Annotated in this window: 23 protein-coding genes and 1 tRNA gene; 14 read left to right on the top strand and 10 right to left on the bottom strand. The window is 32.5% G+C overall.

Annotation, left to right across the window (positions count from 1 at the left end):
• Positions 1 to 51: 51 nt before the first annotated feature.
• Positions 52 to 1032: an SPFH domain-containing protein gene (locus FLAVO9AF_RS11615; RefSeq protein ID WP_159688771.1), complete on the top strand. Its 981-nt coding sequence runs from the start codon at positions 52 to 54 to the stop codon at positions 1030 to 1032.
• A 15-nt stretch (positions 1033 to 1047) separates the two neighbouring features.
• Here FLAVO9AF_RS11615 and FLAVO9AF_RS11620 read toward each other — a convergent pair whose 3' ends face one another.
• The 4 genes from FLAVO9AF_RS11620 to FLAVO9AF_RS11635 form a co-directional block, all read right to left on the bottom strand.
• A complete protein-coding gene (locus FLAVO9AF_RS11620; protein WP_159688775.1) occupies positions 1048 to 1302 on the bottom strand; it encodes a DUF6327 family protein in 255 nt (84 codons plus the stop codon).
• Positions 1303 to 1304: 2 nt separating this feature from the next.
• On the bottom strand, positions 1305 to 1655 hold the full coding sequence (locus FLAVO9AF_RS11625) for a competence protein (RefSeq protein WP_159688778.1): 351 nt from the start codon (positions 1653 to 1655) through the stop codon (positions 1305 to 1307).
• A gap of 11 nt (positions 1656 to 1666) precedes the next feature.
• Positions 1667 to 1996 carry a YtxH domain-containing protein gene (locus FLAVO9AF_RS11630; RefSeq protein WP_159688781.1) on the bottom strand — a complete coding sequence of 110 codons (330 nt, stop codon included), beginning with the start codon at positions 1994 to 1996 and terminating at the stop codon, positions 1667 to 1669.
• A 301-nt stretch (positions 1997 to 2297) separates the two neighbouring features.
• Positions 2298 to 4337, bottom strand: a complete 2040-nt coding sequence (locus FLAVO9AF_RS11635; protein ID WP_159688784.1) for a glutamine--tRNA ligase/YqeY domain fusion protein — start codon at positions 4335 to 4337, stop codon at positions 2298 to 2300.
• 142 nt (positions 4338 to 4479) lie between these two features.
• On the opposite strand from FLAVO9AF_RS11635, the gene folB reads away from it, so the two are divergent.
• Positions 4480 to 4836 (top strand): dihydroneopterin aldolase, encoded by a 357-nt coding sequence (gene folB / locus FLAVO9AF_RS11640; RefSeq protein ID WP_159688786.1) that lies wholly within the window; start codon positions 4480 to 4482, stop codon positions 4834 to 4836.
• Between the two features lie 109 nt (positions 4837 to 4945).
• Positions 4946 to 5016 (top strand) — tRNA-Cys (locus FLAVO9AF_RS11645).
• Between the two features lie 1086 nt (positions 5017 to 6102).
• Here the strand turns inward: FLAVO9AF_RS11645 and FLAVO9AF_RS11650 are convergent.
• The 3 genes from FLAVO9AF_RS11650 to rnr all read right to left on the bottom strand — a co-directional run bounded on the left by FLAVO9AF_RS11650 (position 6103) and on the right by rnr (position 9715).
• Positions 6103 to 6777 carry a LysE family translocator gene (locus tag FLAVO9AF_RS11650; protein ID WP_159688790.1) on the bottom strand — a complete coding sequence of 225 codons (675 nt, stop codon included), beginning with the start codon at positions 6775 to 6777 and terminating at the stop codon, positions 6103 to 6105.
• Between the two features lie 78 nt (positions 6778 to 6855).
• Complete coding sequence (locus FLAVO9AF_RS11655) at positions 6856 to 7521, bottom strand: head GIN domain-containing protein (RefSeq protein WP_159688793.1); 666 nt, start codon at positions 7519 to 7521, stop codon at positions 6856 to 6858.
• Positions 7522 to 7534: 13 nt separating this feature from the next.
• Positions 7535 to 9715: a ribonuclease R gene (gene rnr, locus FLAVO9AF_RS11660; RefSeq protein ID WP_159688795.1), complete on the bottom strand. Its 2181-nt coding sequence runs from the start codon at positions 9713 to 9715 to the stop codon at positions 7535 to 7537.
• A gap of 119 nt (positions 9716 to 9834) precedes the next feature.
• Here rnr and FLAVO9AF_RS11665 point away from each other — a divergent pair, with 119 nt between their 5' ends.
• Both FLAVO9AF_RS11665 and rpiB read left to right on the top strand, forming a co-directional pair.
• Entirely contained in the window at positions 9835 to 10068 is a 234-nt protein-coding gene (locus FLAVO9AF_RS11665; RefSeq protein ID WP_159688800.1) for a DUF2007 domain-containing protein, read from the top strand.
• A gap of 725 nt (positions 10069 to 10793) precedes the next feature.
• A complete protein-coding gene (rpiB, locus tag FLAVO9AF_RS11670; protein ID WP_159688804.1) occupies positions 10794 to 11225 on the top strand; it encodes a ribose 5-phosphate isomerase B in 432 nt (143 codons plus the stop codon).
• A 71-nt stretch (positions 11226 to 11296) separates the two neighbouring features.
• Here rpiB and FLAVO9AF_RS11675 read toward each other — a convergent pair whose 3' ends face one another.
• Positions 11297 to 12406, bottom strand: coding sequence for a M48 family metallopeptidase (locus FLAVO9AF_RS11675; RefSeq protein WP_159688807.1), 1110 nt, complete (start codon positions 12404 to 12406; stop codon positions 11297 to 11299).
• Between the two features lie 3 nt (positions 12407 to 12409).
• Positions 12410 to 13369, bottom strand: coding sequence for a YjgN family protein (locus FLAVO9AF_RS11680; RefSeq protein WP_159688809.1), 960 nt, complete (start codon positions 13367 to 13369; stop codon positions 12410 to 12412).
• 244 nt (positions 13370 to 13613) lie between these two features.
• Here FLAVO9AF_RS11680 and FLAVO9AF_RS11685 point away from each other — a divergent pair, with 244 nt between their 5' ends.
• From FLAVO9AF_RS11685 to FLAVO9AF_RS11720, 8 genes are all read left to right on the top strand, one after another.
• Positions 13614 to 13943 (top strand): iron-sulfur cluster assembly accessory protein, encoded by a 330-nt coding sequence (locus FLAVO9AF_RS11685; RefSeq protein ID WP_159688812.1) that lies wholly within the window; start codon positions 13614 to 13616, stop codon positions 13941 to 13943.
• An 80-nt stretch (positions 13944 to 14023) separates the two neighbouring features.
• The gene (gene sufB / locus FLAVO9AF_RS11690) at positions 14024 to 15472 is read left to right on the top strand and encodes a Fe-S cluster assembly protein SufB (RefSeq protein ID WP_159688816.1); all 1449 of its coding nucleotides are present in this window, start codon (positions 14024 to 14026) and stop codon (positions 15470 to 15472) included.
• A 42-nt stretch (positions 15473 to 15514) separates the two neighbouring features.
• The gene (locus FLAVO9AF_RS11695) at positions 15515 to 15712 is read left to right on the top strand and encodes a DUF2683 family protein (RefSeq protein WP_159688819.1); all 198 of its coding nucleotides are present in this window, start codon (positions 15515 to 15517) and stop codon (positions 15710 to 15712) included.
• Positions 15703 to 15975: a Txe/YoeB family addiction module toxin gene (locus tag FLAVO9AF_RS11700; protein WP_064715961.1), complete on the top strand. Its 273-nt coding sequence runs from the start codon at positions 15703 to 15705 to the stop codon at positions 15973 to 15975. The genes FLAVO9AF_RS11695 and FLAVO9AF_RS11700 overlap by 10 nt, the downstream gene beginning before the upstream one ends.
• A gap of 14 nt (positions 15976 to 15989) precedes the next feature.
• Positions 15990 to 16742, top strand: a complete 753-nt coding sequence (gene sufC, locus FLAVO9AF_RS11705; protein ID WP_159688822.1) for a Fe-S cluster assembly ATPase SufC — start codon at positions 15990 to 15992, stop codon at positions 16740 to 16742.
• 82 nt (positions 16743 to 16824) lie between these two features.
• Positions 16825 to 18138: a Fe-S cluster assembly protein SufD gene (gene sufD, locus FLAVO9AF_RS11710; RefSeq protein WP_159688825.1), complete on the top strand. Its 1314-nt coding sequence runs from the start codon at positions 16825 to 16827 to the stop codon at positions 18136 to 18138.
• 170 nt (positions 18139 to 18308) lie between these two features.
• A complete protein-coding gene (locus FLAVO9AF_RS11715) occupies positions 18309 to 19064 on the top strand; it encodes a DUF5995 family protein (protein WP_159688828.1) in 756 nt (251 codons plus the stop codon).
• A gap of 233 nt (positions 19065 to 19297) precedes the next feature.
• On the top strand, positions 19298 to 19873 hold the full coding sequence (locus FLAVO9AF_RS11720; RefSeq protein ID WP_159688831.1) for a chalcone isomerase family protein: 576 nt from the start codon (positions 19298 to 19300) through the stop codon (positions 19871 to 19873).
• A 63-nt stretch (positions 19874 to 19936) separates the two neighbouring features.
• On the opposite strand, the gene FLAVO9AF_RS11725 is transcribed toward FLAVO9AF_RS11720, so the two are convergent.
• Positions 19937 to 21283, bottom strand: coding sequence for a serine hydrolase (locus FLAVO9AF_RS11725; RefSeq protein ID WP_159688834.1), 1347 nt, complete (start codon positions 21281 to 21283; stop codon positions 19937 to 19939).
• A 199-nt stretch (positions 21284 to 21482) separates the two neighbouring features.
• Between FLAVO9AF_RS11725 and FLAVO9AF_RS11730 the strand changes: the two genes are divergently transcribed.
• On the top strand, positions 21483 to 22697 hold the full coding sequence (locus tag FLAVO9AF_RS11730; protein ID WP_159688837.1) for an aminotransferase class V-fold PLP-dependent enzyme: 1215 nt from the start codon (positions 21483 to 21485) through the stop codon (positions 22695 to 22697).
• Positions 22698 to 22706: the final 9 nt, after the last annotated feature.

Here is a 22706-nt window from a genome sequence, read left to right on the forward strand (position 1 = left end):
CATTAAAAGTATTCTTACGTATAAACAGTAACTAATCTTAAAAAAAGAATTATGAATCCTATTTTAATTGTGTTACTAGTCTTCGGATTATTAATTTTATTGTCTTCCTTTTTTACTGTGAAACAACAAACTAGTATTATTGTTGAACGCTTTGGAAAATTCCACAGTATAAGACAATCTGGTTTGCAACTAAAAATTCCATTAATTGATAGAATTGCAGGTCGTGTAAATCTAAAAATTCAACAACTAGATGTTATCATTGAAACTAAAACAAAGGATAATGTATTCGTTAAACTAAAAGTATCTGTTCAATTTATGGTGGTAAAAGAAACAGTTTATGATGCATTTTATAAACTAGAATTTCCACATGATCAAATAACATCCTATGTATTTGATGTTGTTCGCGCCGAAGTTCCTAAACTAAAACTAGATGATGTTTTTGAAAGAAAAGATGACATTGCTATTGCCGTAAAAAGAGAGCTGAACGAAGCTATGACAACTTATGGATACACAATTATCAATACATTGGTTACAGATATTGATCCTGATATTCAAGTAAAAAATGCCATGAACAGAATCAATGCAGCAGATAGAGAAAAAACAGTAGCAGAATTTGAAGCCGAAGCATCACGTATCCGAATTGTAGCAAAAGCACAAGCTGAAGCAGAAAGTAAAAAATTACAAGGACAAGGTATTGCAGATCAACGTAGAGAAATCGCACGAGGTTTAGTAGAAAGTGTGGATGTTTTAAACAAAGTGGGAATCAATTCACAAGAAGCATCAGCACTTATAGTAGTTACGCAACATTATGATACTTTACAAGCCATTGGTGCTGATACAAATTCTAATTTGATTTTGTTGCCAAATTCACCACAAGCAGGAAGCGATATGCTAAATAATATGGTAGCTTCGTTCTCAGCTTCCAATCAAGTTGGAGAAATGATGAAAAAAACAGAACGTATTAAACCAAAAGAAATTGTTAAACCGCAACCACCTGAAGAAACTCAAGAACCAAATTCAGAAGAAGTATAATCAAAAAAAAGAGGCTTAGCGGCCTCTTTTTCTATTTATAAACCAACCAATAATATAGGGAATGGCTGTTTGTATGATTTGAACGTAATTTTTTGAAATGGTGGTTTTAAAAGAACCTAAATAACTATTAATTATATTCTGCGGTTCAAAACTCTCTTTGGTCTTTTGAACACTCAATAGTAATTTTTGATAATGGATTTCTTTTTCTATTTTCAGAATTTCTAAATCACGATCAATATCTGCATAAGATGAATATTTTTTTGGTTCCATAATTAATCGTTAAAAAAGATTTCTGAAAACTTCTCTAAAATAGGTCCTTCGACAATTTTATCTTTAATCAAAAACAAACCAAAAGTTATCAAAAGATAAAAAGAGCCAACAGCTAAGAAACCTAAAGCATTATTATCTAAATACTTACCAATGGCTAAAGCGGCTGCAATAGAACAAAATAACATAACCATTGAGAAACATAGAAGTATCAACGAAAACTTCAGAATCATGGTTGTGGACTTCATAGTTACTTTGAAGCCCCAAAGTTTGTAGTAAGCAGCATTGCTTTCTATATATGCTTGGAGTTGCTCTTGAATGTCTTCTGTCTTTTCTTTAAGTTCGTCTAATGCCATAATAGAAAGAATTATTTTTGAAATTTAGCATTCTTTAATTTTAGAGCTGCCAATTTTTCTTCTAGTAATGTAATCAAGTCTTCAGTTTTATGACTTGCAGTAGAAACAAAATTTTCGAAATTTTCATCGAAATTGTCTTTTGTTAAAAAAGCCTTTTCAACAATTTTTTCAGAAACCTCAGAAAACTTTTCATTTAAATTTTCTTTAGCTTCATCAACTCCTTCACGAATTTTTCTTCTTGTATTAGTTCCTTTGTCGGGAGCAAATAAAATTCCGATTCCTGCTCCAATAGCAGCTCCTGTTAAAAGTGCTAAAATGGTATTTCCAGTGTTACTTGCCATGATACTTAAAAATTAGTGTTATTAAATATAAAGATACTACTTTATTAACAAAACAAAGTTAATAACGTGTAAAACTATTAAAAAGGGTAGTTAAAATTAAAATAAAGCCTCTATTTTAAAGAAAATTTAAAAGACATAAATTGAGTCGAAGAAATAAAAAAAATGTCTTAAAATTAATTTATGAAAGTCATTTTTAATAATAAAAATTAATTATTTAACATAAAACAATAGAAATTATTAATAATAAAAAAGCATCCCAATAAAGGATGCTTTCTATAATAAAAACTTATACTTTAAAATCTTAAATTAAAGTTTGAAATTGATTCAAATGAACAACATCATTCTGTAAATTATGAATAACGATTTCACGAACCAAAGTAGATTGACTTTTTAGAGACATCGTATACAATTTTTGTAACGCTTCAGATTCTATATCTTTAAAAGATACTTTATTTGAATATTTCAAAATTAAATTAGAAAACAATAATGCATTATTATCATTTTTGATGTTCTTGGTTACTGTTTGAGTCAATAAACTATAATTATCAATACTTTCAATATTATTAACAATGGAAGCTAGCAAAGTAGAAGCTACATTATTATCTTTTTCTTTTACGTATTTGTTAATTTCTTTTTGAGTATTCATCAAAAGATTTGCTTCTTTTTTGTCTTTCTCTTCCCAAGCATCTTTCAAACCAACTGTTTTGTTAAACACTAATTTTGTTGCAGTTGCATCTTTATCAACAGAAAAATAACCCAATCTTTGGAATTGATAATGCGTACCAGAAACTGCTTCTTGTAAACTTGGTTCTACAAAACCAGTTACAATTTGCAAAGAAGAAGGATTTACAAATTCTAAGAAACTTTTCTCTTTATGACTATCAGGTGCTTCATCGGTAAATAAACGATCATACAAACGAACTTCTGCTTCAATAGCGTGATTAATAGCAACCCAATGAAGCGTTCCAGCTACTTTACGTTTGCTGGCTTCACTCCCACTTCCACTCAAAGAATCCGTGTCATAAGTAACGTGGATTTCTTTTATCGAACCGTCAGAATTCTTAACAACAGACTCACCCTTAATAATATAACCATTTTTTAAACGTACTTCATTACCAATGCTTAATCTGAAAAATTTAGCTGGAGCCACTTCAAGAAAATCTTCTTTTTCAATGTATAATTCACGTGAGAAAGGAACTTTTCTAAAACCAGCAGTTTCATCTTCTTGATTATTTTCAGCGTCTAACCATTCTACTTTGTCTTCTGGATAATTGGTAATAACCAATTTAACAGGATCCAAAACAGCCATTACTCTAGGTGCTTTTTTATTCAAATCTTCTCGTAAACAGAAGTCTAATAAAGAAATATCAATGATGTTTTCACGTTTAGCAACACCTATAGTATCACAAAATTTACGAATAGAAGCAGCGGTATACCCTCTTCTACGTAAACCTGAAATAGTAGGCATTCTTGGATCATCCCAACCATTAACTACTTTATCTTGAACCAATTGTAATAATTTTCGTTTGCTCATAACGGTATAATTCAAGTTCAAACGAGCAAATTCATATTGATGAGGTCTTACTTTATTGGTATCATAAATTTGATCCAAAAACCAGTCATACAATTCACGATGCATTACAAATTCCAAAGTACAAATAGAGTGAGAAATTTGTTCCAAATAATCGCTTTCACCATGAGCATAATCATACATAGGGTAAATATTCCAGTCATTACCTGTACGATGATGATGGCGATGTAAAATTCTGTACATCAATGGATCACGCATCAACATATTAGTAGAAGCCATGTCTATTTTGGCTCTCAAAACATGACTTCCTTCCGGAAAATCACCATTTTTCATGCCTTCAAATAACTGAAGATTTTCTTCAATCGTACGATTTCTATAAGGTCCATCAACACCAGGTTGCGTTGGAGTTCCTTTTTGAGCGGCCATTTCTTCAGAAGTTTGGCTATCTACATAAGCTTTTCCTTTCTTAATCAAAACAATAGCCCAATCATACAATTGCTGAAAATAATCAGAAGAATACAATTCTTCAGACCAATTAAAACCTAACCATTTTATATCTTCTTTGATAGCATCTACGTATTCTTGCTCTTCTTTTGCAGGATTCGTATCATCAAATCGAAGATTAACTGGGGCATTATATTTTAAACCTAAACCAAAATTGAGACAAATAGATTTGGCATGGCCAATGTGTAAATAACCATTAGGTTCGGGTGGAAAACGGAAGCGTAATTGCTCTTTAGGAAAACCATTAGCAATACTATCTTCAATGATTTGTTCTATAAAATGAAGTGATTTTTCTTCTGCAGCCATTATATTGAAATTTGAACGGCAAAGTTATCAAAATTGTTGAGGAATCTAGATATAATAGGGTTCTTTATTTATTTATTCCACTAAAAAAACAAAAGAATTTGTACTTTTAACGCAAGAAAAAAATACTTTATTTCATCAAATAATGGGCAAAATTAAACTAAAAAATATACGCACCTTTTCTTATCACGGTTGTCTGATTGAAGAATCAAAAATAGGTTCAGATTACCGAGTTGATTTAGAAATTGAAACCAATTTAACACAATCTGCGCTATCAGACAAATTAAATGATACCGTAGATTATGTATTATTGAACCGAATTGTGGTTGAAGAAATGGCAATTAGAGCGGAATTATTGGAAAATGTAGCTCATAGAATCATTGTTCGTGCTATGAATGAAGCTCCGACTATTACAAAAATTGAGGTTGAAGTTTCAAAAATAAATCCTCCTATTGGTGGTGATGTAGAAGCGGTTACCATAGTTATGAGTAAAACACGCTAATAAATTTCAAAAATTGAAAGACCAAAAGAAAAGGGATTCTCTTTTTATTTAGAATCTGAAATTTGCTTTTTGGAATTTTTGTATTACATTTGCAATCCGTTTAAACAATGGCGTCGTGGCCGAGCGGCTAGGCTGGGCTCTGCAAAAGCTCCTACTCCGGTTCGAATCCGGACGATGCCTCTGAAACCTTCAAGGAAACTTGGAGGTTTTTTTATGGATAATTTTTAAGAAAAATTAGATAAAGAATTGTTCGAATCCGAACGATGACTTTAATGCCTTCAAGGACACGAACAAAGTGAATTGGCGAAGCAAACTTGGAGGTTTTTTTTATGAATAATTTTTAAGAAAAATTAGATAAAGTAAAGGTTCGAATCCGGACGATGCCTCTGAAACCTTCAAGGAAACTTGGAGGTTTTTTTATGAATAATTTTTAAGAAAAATTAGATAAAGTAAAGGTTCGAATCCGGACGATTCCTCTGAAACCTTCAAGGAAACTTGGAGGGTTTTTTATGGTTAATTTTTAAGAAAAATTAGATAAAGAATTGTTCGAATACGAACGATAACTTTAATGCCTTCAAGGAAACTTGGAGGTTTCTTTTATGGATAATTTTTAAGAAAAATTAGATAAAGAATTGTTCGAATACGAACGATAACTTTAATGCCTTCCAAGGAAACTTGGAGGTTTCTTTTATGGATAATTTTTAAGAAAAATTAGATAAAGAAAGGTTCGAATCCGAACGATAACTTTAATGCCTTCAAGGAAACTTGGAGGTTTTTTTAGGGTTAATTTTTAGGAAAAATTAGATAAAGAATTGTTCGAATCCAGAAGATACTTTATAAACCTTCAAGAAAAATTTGAGTTTTTTTTATGATAAATTTTTAGAAAAAATTAGATAAAGAAAAGGTTCAAATCCGGACGATGACTCAAAAGAGATGCATAAATGTATCTCTTTTTTTATCATTGTTGTAACTACTCAGCTTGTCTTACTTTCAATTGCCTCCAGCTTTAGCTGGAGTTATGATGGGGATTGATTGTATTGGCTTTAGCCAAATAAAAGCAACAAATTTTGGATAAAGCCTTTAAAAATTTCAAATTTCATTTCTCCAACTAAAGTTGGAGGCAATTAATGTCAAAAAAAACCTGATTAGTTACTCACTATTTTAAAAAATATGATAGTATAGAAGACTAAATAAAGTGTAGTCTTAAACAAAAAAAGCTTCTGAAATTCAGAAGCTTTTTTATCTTTTTTTGAATAGAAATTGCTCCTACTCTATCTTTTCTAAGGCATTTTTTACCATTTCTTTTTTACCTGGAAAAACACCTTGTGCTATTAAAACAATTCCAAAAATCATCAAAACTACAGCAATTCCTTTTTTAATTTTATGAATGTTAGTAGGTGTCATTTTTGATTTTAATTTTTTAGCTAAAACAATTTTAATACAATCAATTAACAAATAAGAAAGGATAACCGATGTGAAAAAAGTGAGCATTCTAGAAGTTTGCATGTCCATTTTTGGACCAACAGAAATGATAACGGCTAACCAAAAACCCAACACACCAATATTGATAATATTCAGAAAAAAGCCTTTCATAAATAAGCTTCCGTAGTTCTTTTTTAGAATTTCATCTTGTAAAATTTCTTCTGGAGATTTCTCGGTATTTCGCAATTTGATAAAAGAAATTATACCATAAGCCAACATTACAATTCCACCAAAAATAAATAAAGAAGGTTCGTCTTTAAGACTAGTTATTAAACGATAACTTCCTAAATAAGCAATAGAAATAAAGACAATATCACCAAATATAACACCTAAATCAAATACCATTGCGGCTCTAAATCCTTTACTAATACTAGTTTCTAGTAAAATAAAGAATACTGGGCCAATCATAAAACTTAAAAAAATTCCCCAAGGAATTCCAGCTAAAATATCATTAATCATTATAAATTTTAAAATGTTTATTTCCTGAATAATAAAACTAGTGCTAACTACTAATCACTAAGTACTGTTCACTAGGAACTACTTTTCAATTATAGTTCCACCAAGGATGGTTTCTTGATTGATTTGTTTGGGTTTACCATAAATGTAAATAGAGCCTCCAGCCTTCACTTTTGCATCCACTAAGGTTGTAGCGTGTATTTCGGCTTTTCCTCCTGCAGAAACGTTTACAGTAGTTTGAGAACTGATTAAATCTTTAGCTTCTAAAACACCACCAGAAGCAATCGTAATCGTTTGATTGTTGGTTTTTCCTGTCAAGTCTAAAATACCTCCGGAAACTGCTCTAATCGTTGCTTTTTCGGTATCAAATTCTACTTTTATTTGTGCTCCTTCTTTGGCATTAACCGATAAAACAGTTTGTTTGAATGGCAAATCACTAGACACATAACTGCCTTCGCTGGCATCAATACTTTCTATTTTTTTGAAGTACAAATGTATTTTTATGTCATTCCCTGTTAATAATTTTGGGAAAGGCATACGCAATTTAACTTCACCATTTTTATTGATTACTTCAACTTCATTTGCTCTAGTTCCGGTTATGCTTACTTTATTTTCATTAGATGGAACTAGTTTAACGGTAAGTTTATCGAATACTTTTACGCTATCAAAATCACCTAAATTCTTGGTGACTTGCGCTTGTAAATAACTCGTTAAAAACAAGGTAACAACAACAACTATCTTTTTCATAACTTACTTTTTTTTAATTATTTCTTCTGATAAAATTAAAATCCAATTGTTTTTTAACCAAATCAGCGTTCTTAACTTTTACATAAATTTCGTCTCCTAATTGCAACAAATCATGCGAAGTAGCTCCTACCAAGGCATATTGTTTCTCGTCAAAAGTATAATAATCTTCTTTAATATCGCGAATTCTTACCATTCCTTCGCATTTATTTTCGATGATTTCAACATAAATTCCCCACTCGGTTACTCCTGAAATTACACCCAAAAATTCTTGCTCTTCATGGTTTTGCATGTACTTCACTTGCATGTATTTGATAGAATCACGTTCTGCATTAGTAGCCAAACCTTCCATAGTCGAAGAATGCAAACATTTGGTTTCATAGGTTTCTTCATCTACAGATTTTCCTCCATCTAAATAAAACTGTAATAGTCTATGCACCATTACATCAGGATACCTACGAATGGGTGAAGTAAAATGAGAATAATAATCGAAAGCTAATCCGTAATGGCCAATATTATCGGTTGAATATTTGGCTTTACTCATCGAACGAATGGCTAAAGTATCAATAAGATTCTGTTCTTTTTTACCACTCACCTCTTCCATCAAAGCATTCAATGATTTGGAGATATCGCCTTTGTTTCTAAAGTCAATTTTGTATCCAAATTTAGCTATCACATTTTGCATTGCGATTAGCTTATCTTCATTGGGTTCATCGTGAATTCTGTAAATAAACGTTTTCTTTTGTTTCCCAATATATTCAGCTACCTTTCTGTTGGCCAAAAGCATAAATTCTTCAATCAAATGATTGGCATCTTTGGCTATTTTGAAGTACACTCCTTCAGGTTCTCCTTCTTTATCTAAATTGAATTTTACTTCGACTTTATCAAAAGAAATAGCCCCTTCATTCATTCTATTTCTTCTTAAAATTTTGGCTAATTCATCCATTTTAAGCGTAGCTTCCACAATTTCATCGGCAACAACATAACTACTTCCTGTGATAGAAGTTTCAACTGGAATCGTATTGTCTTTGGTTTCAATGATGTATTGTGCTTCTTCATACGCAAATCGTTGGTCTGAAAAAATAACCGTTCTTCCAAACCATTGGTTCACTACTTTTGCTTTGGCATCCAATTCAAAAATAGCCGAAAACGTATATTTCTCTTCTTGAGGACGCAACGAACAAGCAAAATTAGATAAAACCTCAGGTAACATAGGTACTACTCTATCTACTAAATACACCGAAGTGGCTCGTTGATAGGCTTCATCATCAAGTATCGTTCCTTCTTCTAAATAATACGAAACATCGGCAATATGAACCCCAATTTCGAAATTACCATTCTCTAATTTTTTGAAAGACAAAGCATCATCAAAATCTTTGGCATCTTTTGGGTCTATGGTAAAAGTGAGTGTATCTCGCATATCGCGACGTTTGGCTATTTCACTTTCTTGAATCGTAGTATCAATTTTTTGAGCAAAGGTTTCAACTTCTATTGGAAACTCAGAAGGCAAACCATATTCTGCCAAAATAGCGTGAATTTCTGTATCGTGTTCTCCTGGTTTACCAAGTACTTTTTCTACTCTACCAAAAGGACTATCGGCTCTTTTAGGCCAATCTTCGATATGAACCAGAACGACATCTCCTTGTTCTGCCTCTCCAATTTTATCCTTTGGAATAAAAATATCGGTGTACATTTTTGGATTGGCAGTAGAAACAAAAGCAAAATTCTTTTGAATGTCGATTACACCCACAAAATCAGTTTTGGCTCTTTCTACTACTTCAATTACTTCGCCTTCAGGACGTTTTCCTTTTCTTCGATTATAAACATAGACTTTTACTTTGTCTTTGTCTAAAGCTCTATTCAGATTATTGGTTGGAATGAAAACGTCTTCTTCAAAATCAGGACAGATGAAATAAGCGGTCTTACGCCCTGTCATATCGATGGTTCCTTCGTAATAATCTTGACTTATGGCTTTTACAAGATACTTTCCTGGTTCAGTTTCAATTATTTTTTTGGCAGCGGCCAAAAGCTTCAAATCTTTGATAATTTGATTTCTACTTTGAGTATCATCTAGTTCAAGCGTAGCTCCTATTTGTTTGTAGTTAAACCCTTTGTTAGGGTTTTGAGCCAATATTTTTAAAATTTTATCACTAAAATCTTTCTCTTTTTTGATTGGCTTTCTTAATCTTTTACGCATATATCTTTTCTTATAAAGTCTAAAATTACAAAATAGTTAACGGTAAACAGTGCATGTGCTTTAGTTTTAAATAAAATATAACTTTAAATATTTTTTTTATCTTTATAAAAACAACCCTCATGGAAGATTTTAAAACTATAGCAGTCTTTACTTATCCACATGAAATAGTGGTTTTAAAACACATTTTAGAGCTAGAAAAAATCCCTTTTTTCTTTGAAAACGAAATCACTCTCTCGGTAGCTCCTTTCTACACCAATGCGCTGGGCGGAATCAAACTCAAAGTACATCCCAACGATTTCGAAACTGTTCAAACCATTTTAGACAATCTCAATAACCATTTGAAAATTGTCTAACAGCTCCAAGCCTACTTTTTCAAAATTCAAAGTTGTCAACATTCATTAAAATAATAAAAAAGAAAATTTAAAATTTAAATATTTTTTGATGGTTATTATAGCCTGTTAATAATGGCAATAATTTTTTTAGTAAATGTTTAAATATGGAGTTTTACTTTTTTATTTAGAGTTATTAACACTGTTTTTAATACGTAAAAGGTTTATTTTTAGCACTTTTTTATTTTTAATTAACAACGGTTAATAACCAAAATTGAATTCAAAATGTAAATAAGTAATTTTAAAAAAATTGTTAATAAACTATGACTAGCTATTGATAAGTATTCTAAAAATTTGCCAAACTTTTTTTGTTTTATTCATTCCTATTTTGGATTACATTTTTTTTAAATACTACCTAAAAAAACTTCTAATTTTCTTTCCGAACTTATTAACATTTAATGTTAATTTAAAGTTAACTGAATATCAAGTATTTACGTTTTGCTATTAACACTGCAAAAAATTAACATTTTAATTAAAGTAAATGACTTGATTTTTAGTATTTTATAGAAATATAGAAATTGTTAAAAGTGACTAAAATGCTCGTTTTATGTGAGTTAATCGTACTGTACTTTTTTTGTAATTTTTAATTAAATAAGCTCTTAATGTAAGCCGTTGCAAAAGTAAAATTTATCATTAAAACTCAATTAGATTGGTTAAATTTGCAAACTCACAACTTAATATATTGACAAATGAAAATTTCTATCGGAAACGATCACGCAGGACCAGATTATAAAAAAGCAATTGTTCACTATTTAGAATCTTTAGGACACGAAGTGACTAATTATGGAACAGATTCAGAGGATTCAGTAGATTACCCAGATTTTGGACATCCTGTTGCCAATGACGTAGAACAAGGTAAAGCCGATTTTGGAATTGTGATTTGTGGTAGTGGAAATGGAATTGCAATGACGGTAAACAAACACGCTGGTGTAAGAGCTGGTCTTTGTTGGACCAAAGAAATTGCTTATTTAACACGTTTACATAACGATGCTAATGTTCTTAGTATTCCAGCACGTTACACTTCTATTCAACAAGCTGTTGAGATTGTAGCAACCTTTTTAACTACTGATTTTGAAGGTGGAAGACATCAAAATAGAGTGAATAAAATTGCTTGTCAATAAAAAAAATTTCGAGGTGCTTCGCACCATTTATGATAAAAAAGCCGCTTTGATTATTTTCAAAGCGGCTTTTTTTAGTTTTTCAATTTTTCAAAAATTGACTTCAAGTTTGTATTCTGTTCATAAGAATACTTTTTCGAGTCGATTAATGTTTTTATAGTTTCAATCCTGTCTTTAGTAACAGGATGCGTACTTAGAAACTCTGGGACTTCTATACTGTGTTCTTCTTGTAAACGTTTGAATAAAGTCACCATACCTTTAGGATTAACTTTATTCTTGGTTACAATTGCAAAACCATCTTCATCTGCTTCTCGCTCAAATTCCCTTGAAAAAGATAAGGACTGTAAAGTATTCACATTGTCTCCTAATACTGCCATAACGCCATTAACATCACCCAAAACAGTCGAAATGAATATATAGCCAGATAGATTTCTACAAAGCATTTTCATCGAATGACGATTGTTTACGTGCGCTGCTTCATGACCTATCAAACCAACTAACTCATCATAACTTTTCATTTCATTTAAAATACCAGTGTATACCACTATTGTTCCATCAGGTAATGCATAGGCATTCATGATTTCTGAGTCGATTACATTAAATTTCAATCTTTTTTTGTTATTCAATTGTAATTCAGCTGCAAATTGATTGAGAAGTTTTGATTTCAAAGTATCATTAGTCCCCAAAAGAGAGTTTTCATCTATAAAAGTGCTACCCAATGCGTCGTCGTAACTTTCTGGAATTAACACTACAGATTTCTCACCAACCCATGGTAAAATATAGATGTATGATAATCCTATAGTTGCTAACAGAAAAAACGCTAATAAAACATGAAATTGTAAGGGCTTTTGTATAAGCGTTTGATACCAATTTAGTTGACCCGAATCTTTTCTGTACTGATTAATGGTTGTTATTAAAGCAACATCTGTTATTTTAATACTTTGAATAGGATCTTGACCGTGTTGTAAAAACAGAACATTACTTCTATTCTCAAAAACGATATCACTCATTAACCAAGTAAAGGACTCTACAGGTTTAGGATACGATTCCAATTCTTCATTGTCAACACTTTTATTTTCTATTTCGAATGTAAATTGTGCAGTATTGGAATCAAACCATAACTGAATATCTTTTGGCGCTGCTGATTGTCCGTCGTAAAAAACACTTTTAGAAGCTGTAATCATTTTTTAAATTATAAATCCTAAATCTAAGAAGTCACTAATATCTTCGCCTGTTGCATCTTTGAAGTTTTCCTCTGTTTGCGTAAGACTATCCAAATCGATATTTCCTTCAATTTCAATATGTTCGAAAATATACTTCATCGTTCTTGTAGCTACCCAAGCATATCCAAGTCCTAAAGTAAAAATCAAAATCAAAAGGTTTGTTATTCCTAATGTTAAGAAATCTCCACCAGTAGCTGTAGAGGTCAACTGTAATTCTTTGTCGTCTTTGTGTAAACTTAAATTGGAAACATAGTAATCAAATAAGTCTTTTTGCCACCAAAACATATAGATACCAAAAGTAATGATACTCAAAAAGTAACCTTTTATGTATAAAAAGAAATAATCTGTTCCGTCTCCGCTATAATTAAATTCAGCATCTCCAAAACGAACATTTCCAAGAACATATCTTCTCATATTAATCGACATCCAAAAGCTATAAAAACCTAAGGTAACGATAGTTAAAAGAATCCATTTGAAGAAATTTAAAGTAAATTCTTTGCGATCTCCTCTATAGCCAAATCGAATCCCTCTCCAAGAAGTTCTAGACATTCTATAACGGTAAGAACCATGAATAGCCAATGGTAAAAGTGCCAAAAAACCCAAGTAAAAAAGGATTAAACCAACTGCAGGAATTTCTAAGTAAATAAATAAAAATAATAAACCATAAAGTGTTCCGAAAATCAGAATGGCTTTGATAAAACCTTTAAACATTTCTTTTCCGGTGCCGTGAAAGGCAAATGAGTCACCATTAAGATGGGTTTCTCCATACAGATAATTAAGTTGTTTGGCTTTGGCCCAAGGGTAATAAAGACCTAATGTAATCAATGTTAATAGCCAGTTAACAATAATGATGCTAAAAAAATCGCCCCCTTTTCCAGTATAAGACAATTGGTAATCAAGTTTTTTGGTAGTGGTTTCTTCCATTTTGGATTTGTTATTTTTCTTGTTAATAAATACGATTGGCTAAATATATTATTTTTTTAATTAATAGCAGTATCAATTTTTCTTATTGAGTTATCAATCATAAAAATGTTAAGAAGAGTAGCAAAAACTTTTTAATGTAATACATTTGCAGTTAATTTAGACAAAATCAATATAAGATTGATTTATCATCAATTTATAGTGTTATCAAAGCAAGAAATTTTAATTAAAATAAAAAAACAAACACATGATAAAAGTTTCTGATACAGCCAAAAAGAAAATCATCGATTTAATGCAAGAAGATGGTTTTGATGCTGCCAGCGACTACGTGAGAGTAGGCGTAAAAAGCGGAGGGTGCTCAGGTTTGTCTTATGATTTAAAATTTGACAAGTCCAAAGGCGAGGACGACAAGATATTTGTTGACAATGATATTACAATTGCAGTAGAAAAAAAATCTTTTCTTTATTTGGCGGGAACTATTTTAGAGTTCTCTGGTGGATTAAATGGTAAAGGTTTTGTTTTCAATAATCCAAATGCGCAAAGAACTTGTGGCTGTGGAGAGTCATTTTCACTTTAGTCTAACGTTTAAAGCCAAAATGTAGGAAGACTATAAACTGACTTTAAGACCTTAGATTTTTAAATTTTTATTACAAAAAAATGAGTAAATACACTGAAGACGATTTAAAAATCGAATTAGAAAATAAAGAATACGAGTACGGATTTTACACTAATTTGGAATCGGAAACTTTTCCCATTGGCTTAAATGAAGATATTGTTCGTGCGATTTCTCAAAAAAAGGAAGAACCACAATGGATGACCGATTGGCGTATCGAAGCATTTCGTGCTTGGCAAGAAATGATCGAGCCAGAATGGGCCAATGTGCATTATGAAAAACCAGATTTTCAGGCTATTTCCTATTATTCTGCTCCAAAAGCAGTAGATCCAAACAAGACATTAGATGATGTTGATCCTGAACTTTTAGAAATGTATAAAAAGTTAGGTATCTCTGTCGATGAACAAAAAATGATGAACAATGTGGCTATGGATATTGTAGTTGATTCGGTTTCGGTAGCTACAACTTTCAAGAAAACATTAGGCGAAAAAGGGATAATCTTTATGAGTATTTCTGAAGCCATTAAAGAACATCCAGAATTAGTACGTAAATATTTAGGCACGGTTGTTCCTCAAAAAGATAATTTTTATGCCGCATTGAATTCGGCTGTTTTCTCAGATGGTTCTTTCTGTTATATTCCAAAAGGCGTTCGTTGCCCAATGGAACTTTCTACATATTTTAGAATCAATCAGGCTGGAACCGGACAATTTGAGAGAACTCTTTTAATTGCTGATGAAGGAAGTTACGTTTCTTATTTGGAAGGTTGTACCGCTCCAAGTCGAGACGAAAATCAATTGCATGCTGCTGTGGTAGAATTGATTGCAATGGATAATGCCGAAATTAAATATTCAACCGTACAAAATTGGTTCCCTGGGAACAAAGAGGGTAAAGGTGGGGTGTATAATTTTGTAACCAAAAGAGGATTATGCGAAACCAATGCTAAAATATCTTGGACTCAAGTAGAAACAGGATCAGCTGTAACTTGGAAATATCCATCTTGTGTATTAAAAGGAGATAATTCAGTAGGAGAGTTTTATTCTATTGCAGTAACGAATAATTTCCAACAAGCCGATACGGGAACTAAGATGATTCATTTGGGAAAAAACACCAAATCGACTATTATTTCTAAAGGTATTTCGGCAGGAAAATCACAAAACAGCTATAGAGGTTTAGTACAAATTAGCCCAAGAGCTGAAAATGCTCGTAACTTTTCGCAATGTGACTCATTGTTAATGGGTAATAATTGTGGGGCACATACTTTTCCTTATATCGAAAGTAAAAATCCAACAGCAAAAATTGAACACGAGGCTACAACAAGTAAAATTGGAGAAGATCAAGTGTTTTATTGTAACCAAAGAGGTATTCCAACCGAAAAAGCAATTGCTTTGATTGTAAACGGATTTAGTAAAGACGTTTTGAATAAATTACCGATGGAGTTTGCTGTGGAAGCCCAAAAATTATTAGAAATAAGTTTAGAAGGTTCTGTGGGGTAATTTTTTATAAATTTACAAAAGCATTATTTAATTCAGAATTTTATGGAACTCATTTTAAAAAACGTTAAGAAAAAAGATTTTCCAGTCTTGAAATCATTGGCAAAATCATTGGGGTTTGAAATCGTTCAAGAAGTAGAAAAACCTTATAATCCAGAATTTGTAAAAGAAATATTGGAGGCTGAACAGAGTATTAAAGAAGGGAAAGGAGTTAGAATTAAATTAGAAGATTTGTGGAAGTAATTTATTCTGAAAAAGCTCAGAAAGACAGAGAATTTTGGAAAAAATCTGGAAACAAAGCAATAATGAATAAAATATCTGCTTTGATTGAAGATATTCAATTGCATCCATACGAAGGCCTAGGAAAACCAGAGCAATTAAAGCACCAACTTTCGGGAAGGTGGTCCAGAAGAATAAATAAAGAACATAGAATTATTTATAAAGTTACAGAAGAAAATACAATAGAAATCCTTGATATATTATCGTTAAAAGGACACTACGAATAAAAACAAAACAACTTATGTTATCAATAAAAAATTTACACGCCTCGATAGGCGACAAAGAAATATTAAAAGGAATCAACCTTGAGGTAAAAGCTGGCGAAGTACATGCGATTATGGGACCTAACGGTGCTGGAAAAAGTACACTTTCGGCCATTATTGCTGGAAATGAAAACTACGATGTAACCGAAGGAGAAATTATCTTAGACAACGAAGATATTGCAGAATTAGGTCCAGAAGAAAGAGCGCACAAAGGAGTATTTCTTTCGTTTCAGTACCCGGTGGAGATTCCAGGAGTTTCTGTAACCAATTTTATGCGTACGGCTATCAACGAAACGCGTAAAGCCAATGGTAAAGAAGAAATGCCAGCCAACGAAATGTTGAAGGTAATTCGCGAAAAATCAGAATTGTTAGAAATTGACCGTAAGTTTTTATCTCGTTCGCTTAACGAAGGTTTTTCTGGAGGAGAGAAGAAACGTAACGAGATTTTTCAAATGGCAATGTTAGAGCCAAAATTAGCCATCCTAGACGAAACAGATTCTGGTTTGGATATTGATGCGCTTAGAATTGTAGCAAATGGCGTAAACAAGCTAAAAAGCGACAAAAACGCAATTGTTGTGATTACGCACTACCAACGTTTATTAGATTATATCGTTCCTGATTTTGTACACGTTTTATACAATGGTAAAATTGTAAAATCGGGTACCAAAGAATTGGCCTATGAGCTAGAAGAAAAAGGATACGATTGGATCAAACAAGAACAAGAAGCGTAAAAATTTGTTTGAAGTTTAAAGCTTAATGCGATCCTATGATCACTTTAAACTTTTAAACCTTAAACTTTAAACAATAAGAAATATGTTAAGAGAAAAATTAGTATCGTCCTTTATGGCTTTTGAAGAAAAGATTGATGTCCAAACGGATCTTCATGATATTCGTACTGCTGCAATAAAGAACTTTGAAAATAAAGGTTTTCCAACCAAAAAAGAGGAAGCTTGGAAATATACATCCTTAAATGCTATTCTAAAAAATGACTTTAGTGTTTTCCCTAAAACCGAAAATACGATTGAATATAGAGATGTAAAAAAATATTTTTTACACGAAATAGATAGCTATAAAGTGGTTTTTGTAGACGGAGTTTTTAGCTCGAATTTGTCCTCAACTACCCATGACGGAATTGATGTTTGTTTGATGTCATCGGCATTAAACAAGCCTAAATATAAAATGGTTATTGATACCTATTTTAATCAAATTGCAAGTAAAGACGAGTCATTGACTTCTTTAAATACGGCATTTGCTAATGAAGGTGCTTATATCAACATTCCAAAAAGTAAAGTAGCAGATAAGCCTATCGAAATCATGTATTTTTCTACGGGTTCTGAAAAAGCTTTGTTGGTTCAGCCACGTAATTTGGTGATTGTAGGCGAGAATTCGCATGTGCAAATCATTGAAAGACACCAATGTTTGAATGATAATGCGGTATTGACAAATTCGGTTACTGAAATTTTTGCTGCAAAACGCGCTATTGTGGATTACTATAAAATTCAAAATGATGCTGCCGAAGCGAACCTAATTGATAATACCTACGTTTCGCAAAAACAAGAAAGTCATGTTTCTGTACAAACCTTTTCTTTTGGAGGTAATTTGACTAGAAACAATTTGAACTTTTATCATTTTGGAGAACGTCTTACCAGTACGCTAAACGGAATTACGATAATAGGAGAGAAGCAACACGTTGACCACTATACCTTAGTACACCATGCAGCTCCAAACTGTGAAAGTTTTCAAGATTACAAGGGAATATTTTCAGATAGAGCCACAGGTGTTTTTAACGGGAAAGTTTACGTAGAAAAAGAAGCTCAGAAAACCAATGCTTTCCAAAAGAGTAACAATATTTTGTTGAGTGACAAAGCGACAATTAATGCGAAACCACAGTTAGAAATTTTTGCCGATGATGTAAAATGTTCTCACGGTTGCACGGTTGGTCAATTAGACGAAACGGCTTTGTTTTACATGCAACAACGAGGAATTCCAAAGAAAGAAGCCAAAGCATTATTGATGTACGCTTTCTCGGATGCAGTAATCGAAAACATCAAAATACCGGAACTTAAAAAACGAATTACCGCTATTATAGCTGATAAATTAGGTGTAAAACTAGGGTTTGATTTGTAAATCTAATTCTTAAGAAATATATCTTTTAAACCTCTCAAAAGGACAAAGTTTAACCTTAAACTTTGTCCTTTTTTTTCAATCTTGAACATAGGTTTTCATTTAAAAATTATTTTTTTGTAATATTATGAACTTAAACCATTCATAATAAATATTTTATAAAAAAGTAATCGATGATTCCACAAGCAACCACAATTGACGAAGTGATACAATTGCTTCAAGAAATTATTCAACAATCCATTACACAAAAATCGACCAAAGGGTATTTTGCAGTACTTTATCTCAAAGTCACACAAAAAGTAAAAGAAGGAATTCAAAACGGAACTTTCGAAAACGGGCCGAGAATGGAAAAATTGGATGTAATTTTTGCCAATCGATACATTAAAGCTTATTATCAATACCAAACACAGCAACCTACATCAAAATCTTGGGAAGCAGCTTTTGTAGAAGCAGATAATTATTGGATTATTGTATTACAGCATTTATTACTCGGAATGAACGCACACATCAACCTTGATTTAGGAATTGCAGCGGCTCAAGTAAGCCCAAAAGACGAAATCCATAGTTTGCAAAATGATTTCAATACAATCAATACTATTTTATCTTCTTTGGTAGCCGATATCGAGAAGGATTTGACCGAAGTTTGGCCAATTTTAAAGTGGATTCTAGAAAAAACAAAATCCATAGACACTTTTCTTATCGATTTTAGTATGCAAAAAGCTAGAGAAGGTGCTTGGAAATATGCTTTAGAATTAGCTCCTCTTGAAGGAAATAAGGCAGAGGAATCTATTACAATTAGAGATGCTAAAGTCGCTCAAAAAGCAAAATTGATAACCAATTTGGGCGGAATTCCTGTTTTTTTATTCAAAATTATGCGCCTGTTTGAGGTTGGAACTGTAGATCAAAAAATTAAAGATTTACAAGACTAAAGGAAATTTTTTTCTAACATAAAATCATTAGCATTAAAAATTCAGTATTTTTAGCGTAAGAATATTTTTTTATTCTTAATTTAAAGCAAAATTTTTATCAATCATCTAAACTTAGTTTTTAGAATAGATTTTGGTATGTCAAAATACAATTGTCATTACAACTCTCCTTTCGCTGTTGTCAAAAAACAAAAGATAGAGTATTCCAAAATGTTTAACCAATAAATTTTACATATATGAAAAAAATTATTTTATCCGTATTGTTTGTTGCTTTTCAATTTACCTCACTTTCTGCTCAAAATACATTTGTCGCCAATGGCGTAGTTATTCCTAGAACACTAGAATTTAAAGGAAAAGTGATGGAGTTAAGTGGTTTTGGTGTTCGATCGAAAATGTGGATAGACGTATATGTACAGGCGCTTTATCAATCTTTTTACAGCGACAAACCTTTTGAAGTAATGCAAAGCAATACCGAAATGGCTATTCGTATCCAAATTACTTCTGCTATGGTTTCCTCAGGAAAATTGACTAGAAATTTTAATAGTGGATTTGAACGATCTGCGGGAGCCAACTTGGAGGCCTTACGCCCAAGAATTGAAAAATTTAAAAGCTATTTATCAGATCAAATTGTAGAGAAAGATGTATTTAATTTGATATACAATCCTGCTGACGCCTCAGTGTATGTGTATAAAAATGATGAATTAAAAGGCACCGTTCCCGGGATTGATTTTAAAATTGCATTATTTGGAATTTGGCTTTCCAACAACCCTGTAGACGAACAATTGAAAAAGGATTTACTCGGAATAAAATAATTTAAAAACAACAAACCCGACGACTTTCTAAATTGTCGGGTTTGTGGTTCAATAGGGTAGGTGTTACTTCTTAAAACTTCCAATCACTCCTTTTAGCAATTCATTTACATCATATTTTCCTTCGTCGCTTAATCCCATTCTAACAATAACTAAATCCAAAGATGGAATAATAAATACCTTTTGTCCTTGGTAGCCATTGCAAGAGTACATATCTCGCGGCGCAGCTGGGAAATGACCACCTGCATTCAGCCAAAAGTGCGCTCCATAACCTTCGTTAGAATCGTTAGTAGGTGTGCTTACATAATTTTCCCAACTGGGATCAAATACTTGGTCGCCATTCCAGTTGCCTTTATGCAAATACAATAATCCAAATTTGGCCCAATCTCTTGCGGTAGCCCATCCATAGGAAGATCCAACATAATTCCCAACCATATCGGTTTCGATTAGCATAGAATGCATTCCAATTCTATCAATCAATTGAGTGTACCAAAAATCCAAATATTCTTGATGGGTTTTGAACTGCTTACGCAAGATGTAAGACAATAAATTACTAGTTCCCGAGGAGTAATTCCAATGGGTATTGGGAGCAAAAGCGGCTGGTTTTTCGAGCTGTACGCGTCCCATGTCTTCGGCTATAAACAACATTTTGGTAGCATCACATATTTTATCATAAGCTTCTTCCCATTCCAATCCAGAATTCATATGCAACAAATCGTTGGTCGTGATTTTTTTTCGTTCATCGTTTTGCCATTCGGGAATTGGAGCGGGTTTGTTGATGTCGTATTTTCCTTGTTTTTGAAGTATCCCAAAAAACGTAGCAGTAATACTTTTAGTCATAGACCATCCCAAAATTTTACTGTTTTTGGTAAATCCAGTATCGTATTTTTCGGCAACAATATGGTCTTTATAAATCACTAAAACAGCTCTTGATCTTTTTTTCTTTTGCCCTTTTGGATCGAAGGCATTGTTTACTGCGGCTGTTAGTTTTGAATAATCCACATTAGCAAAAACAGTGTCTTTGGGCTCATTATTTCCATAGGGAAAGGGCAAATTGTTTTTTGTAAAGTTGCGTTTTGGTATTAAATAGGGTTTTGAAACATCAAAATCATCATTGATTAAGGTGGCCCCTAAACCTTCTCGATAAATCGCTTTTCTAGTTTTTAATCCGTAAACAGATGAAGTAGCGGTTTTGGCGTTGTCTTCGATTTCATTTTTGGCAAGATCAATCAGGTCAATATCGTTATCTCCTTTTTCGATCATCTCTTGTGAGCGATGGTCAATAAAATGCCCTGAAGCCATACTTTTGGCCGAAAAACCAGAGATTAAATCGAGTTTAGGATAGGTGGTATATCCAATATACCCAAGAACAAGCAAAAGAAGGATTCCGATACTTTTTATTATATTCTTCATAAAATGTTATTTTTAAGCAATGTAGCAAAAAGTTAGAAACCTTGTGTTTGGTTTTATTTTTTTCTTTCCTTGCTCAAACTAAGAATGGTTTTTTCAATAAATGATGCCTATTTTGGTATCAAGTTTTATTAACAACTGTTTGCTAAAAATTAGCTACAGTTTCACTACTTTTGTATTTAGAAAAATTCTAAATTAAGTCATGTTAGACCTTCAAAAAATAAGAACCGATTTTCCGATACTTTCTCAAAAAGTAAATGGAAAACCTTTGGTTTATTTCGATAACGGAGCGACTTCGCAAAAGCCACAAGTGGTGATTGATGCGATTGCAAAGTATTACCAAGAAATCAACGCCAACATTCATCGTGGCGTACATACCTTGAGCCAATTAGCTACAGATGCTTACGAATTGTCCAGAGGGAAAATGCAACGCCATATCAATGCCAAGCACGCCCACGAAGTTTTGTTTACTTCAGGTACGACTCATGGTGTGAATTTGGTAGCGAATGGGTTTGCCTCTCTATTAAAATCGGGTGATGAGGTGTTAGTGTCCGCTTTAGAGCATCATAGCAATATTGTGCCTTGGCAAATGCTTTGCGAACGTACAGGCGCTACGCTAAAAGTCATTCCGATGAACGAAAAAGGGGAGTTGATCTTGTCAGCTTTTGATCAATTACTATCCGAAAAAACCAAAATCGTTACGGTAAATCATATCTCTAATGCTTTAGGAACTATTAATCCCATAAAATATATCATTGATAAAGCGCACGAATTTGGAGCAGCAGTGTTTATTGATGGCGCCCAAGCGGTGCCACATTTGAAACCCGATGTGCAAGCGTTGGATTGTGATTTTTATGCTTTTTCAGGGCATAAAATGTGTGGACCAACAGGTACTGGAATTTTGTATGGAAAAGAAGCTTGGTTGAACAAATTGCCACCCTATCAAGGTGGAGGTGAAATGATCAAAGAGGTGACTTTTGAAAAGACCACTTATGCCGATTTGCCACATAAATTTGAAGCTGGAACGCCTAATATTGCTGGAGGAATTGTCCTTGGAACAGCCGTAGATTATATGAATGCCATAGGTTTTGAAAACATTCAGGCCCAAGAGTTGGCACTTTTAGAATACGGTACACAACGCTTGTTAGAAATAGAAGGCTTGCGTATTTTTGGTACTTCAGAAAATAAAACTTCGGTAATTTCATTTAATATTGATGGAATTCATCCGTATGATATTGGAACCATTATCGATAAATTAGGAATAGCTGTTCGAACGGGACACCATTGTGCCCAACCAATTATGAATTTCTTTGAAATTCCAGGAACGATTCGAGCGTCTTTTTCGTTTTATAACACCAAAGAAGAAATCGATAGCTTAGTGGAGGCGGTAAAAAAAGCCAAAATGATGCTGTCATAAACACCTAAA

The organism is Flavobacterium sp. 9R (assembly GCF_902506345.1).
Classification (GTDB): domain Bacteria; phylum Bacteroidota; class Bacteroidia; order Flavobacteriales; family Flavobacteriaceae; genus Flavobacterium.

Bases quoted from the DNA above. Each gene is read 5' to 3' on its own strand.
- FLAVO9AF_RS11620 (WP_159688775.1), bottom strand. From the start codon at position 1,302: ATGGAACCAAAAAAATATTCATCTTATGCAGATATTGATCGTGATTTA.
- FLAVO9AF_RS11730 (WP_159688837.1), top strand. From the start codon at position 21,483: ATGTTAGACCTTCAAAAAATAAGAACCGATTTTCCGATACTTTCTCAA.
- rpiB (WP_159688804.1), top strand. From the start codon at position 10,794: ATGAAAATTTCTATCGGAAACGATCACGCAGGACCAGATTATAAAAAA.
- FLAVO9AF_RS11615 (WP_159688771.1), top strand. From the start codon at position 52: ATGAATCCTATTTTAATTGTGTTACTAGTCTTCGGATTATTAATTTTA.
- sufD (WP_159688825.1), top strand. From the start codon at position 16,825: ATGTTAAGAGAAAAATTAGTATCGTCCTTTATGGCTTTTGAAGAAAAG.
- FLAVO9AF_RS11720 (WP_159688831.1), top strand. From the start codon at position 19,298: ATGAAAAAAATTATTTTATCCGTATTGTTTGTTGCTTTTCAATTTACC.
- FLAVO9AF_RS11650 (WP_159688790.1), bottom strand. From the start codon at position 6,777: ATGATTAATGATATTTTAGCTGGAATTCCTTGGGGAATTTTTTTAAGT.
- rnr (WP_159688795.1), bottom strand. From the start codon at position 9,715: ATGCGTAAAAGATTAAGAAAGCCAATCAAAAAAGAGAAAGATTTTAGT.
- FLAVO9AF_RS11635 (WP_159688784.1), bottom strand. From the start codon at position 4,337: ATGGCTGCAGAAGAAAAATCACTTCATTTTATAGAACAAATCATTGAA.
- FLAVO9AF_RS11675 (WP_159688807.1), bottom strand. From the start codon at position 12,406: ATGATTACAGCTTCTAAAAGTGTTTTTTACGACGGACAATCAGCAGCG.
- FLAVO9AF_RS11680 (WP_159688809.1), bottom strand. From the start codon at position 13,369: ATGGAAGAAACCACTACCAAAAAACTTGATTACCAATTGTCTTATACT.
- FLAVO9AF_RS11665 (WP_159688800.1), top strand. From the start codon at position 9,835: ATGGAAGATTTTAAAACTATAGCAGTCTTTACTTATCCACATGAAATA.
- FLAVO9AF_RS11630 (WP_159688781.1), bottom strand. From the start codon at position 1,996: ATGGCAAGTAACACTGGAAATACCATTTTAGCACTTTTAACAGGAGCT.
- FLAVO9AF_RS11655 (WP_159688793.1), bottom strand. From the start codon at position 7,521: ATGAAAAAGATAGTTGTTGTTGTTACCTTGTTTTTAACGAGTTATTTA.
- folB (WP_159688786.1), top strand. From the start codon at position 4,480: ATGGGCAAAATTAAACTAAAAAATATACGCACCTTTTCTTATCACGGT.
- FLAVO9AF_RS11725 (WP_159688834.1), bottom strand. From the start codon at position 21,283: ATGAAGAATATAATAAAAAGTATCGGAATCCTTCTTTTGCTTGTTCTT.
- FLAVO9AF_RS11625 (WP_159688778.1), bottom strand. From the start codon at position 1,655: ATGGCATTAGACGAACTTAAAGAAAAGACAGAAGACATTCAAGAGCAA.
- FLAVO9AF_RS11695 (WP_159688819.1), top strand. From the start codon at position 15,515: ATGGAACTCATTTTAAAAAACGTTAAGAAAAAAGATTTTCCAGTCTTG.
- sufB (WP_159688816.1), top strand. From the start codon at position 14,024: ATGAGTAAATACACTGAAGACGATTTAAAAATCGAATTAGAAAATAAA.
- FLAVO9AF_RS11715 (WP_159688828.1), top strand. From the start codon at position 18,309: ATGATTCCACAAGCAACCACAATTGACGAAGTGATACAATTGCTTCAA.
- FLAVO9AF_RS11685 (WP_159688812.1), top strand. From the start codon at position 13,614: ATGATAAAAGTTTCTGATACAGCCAAAAAGAAAATCATCGATTTAATG.
- sufC (WP_159688822.1), top strand. From the start codon at position 15,990: ATGTTATCAATAAAAAATTTACACGCCTCGATAGGCGACAAAGAAATA.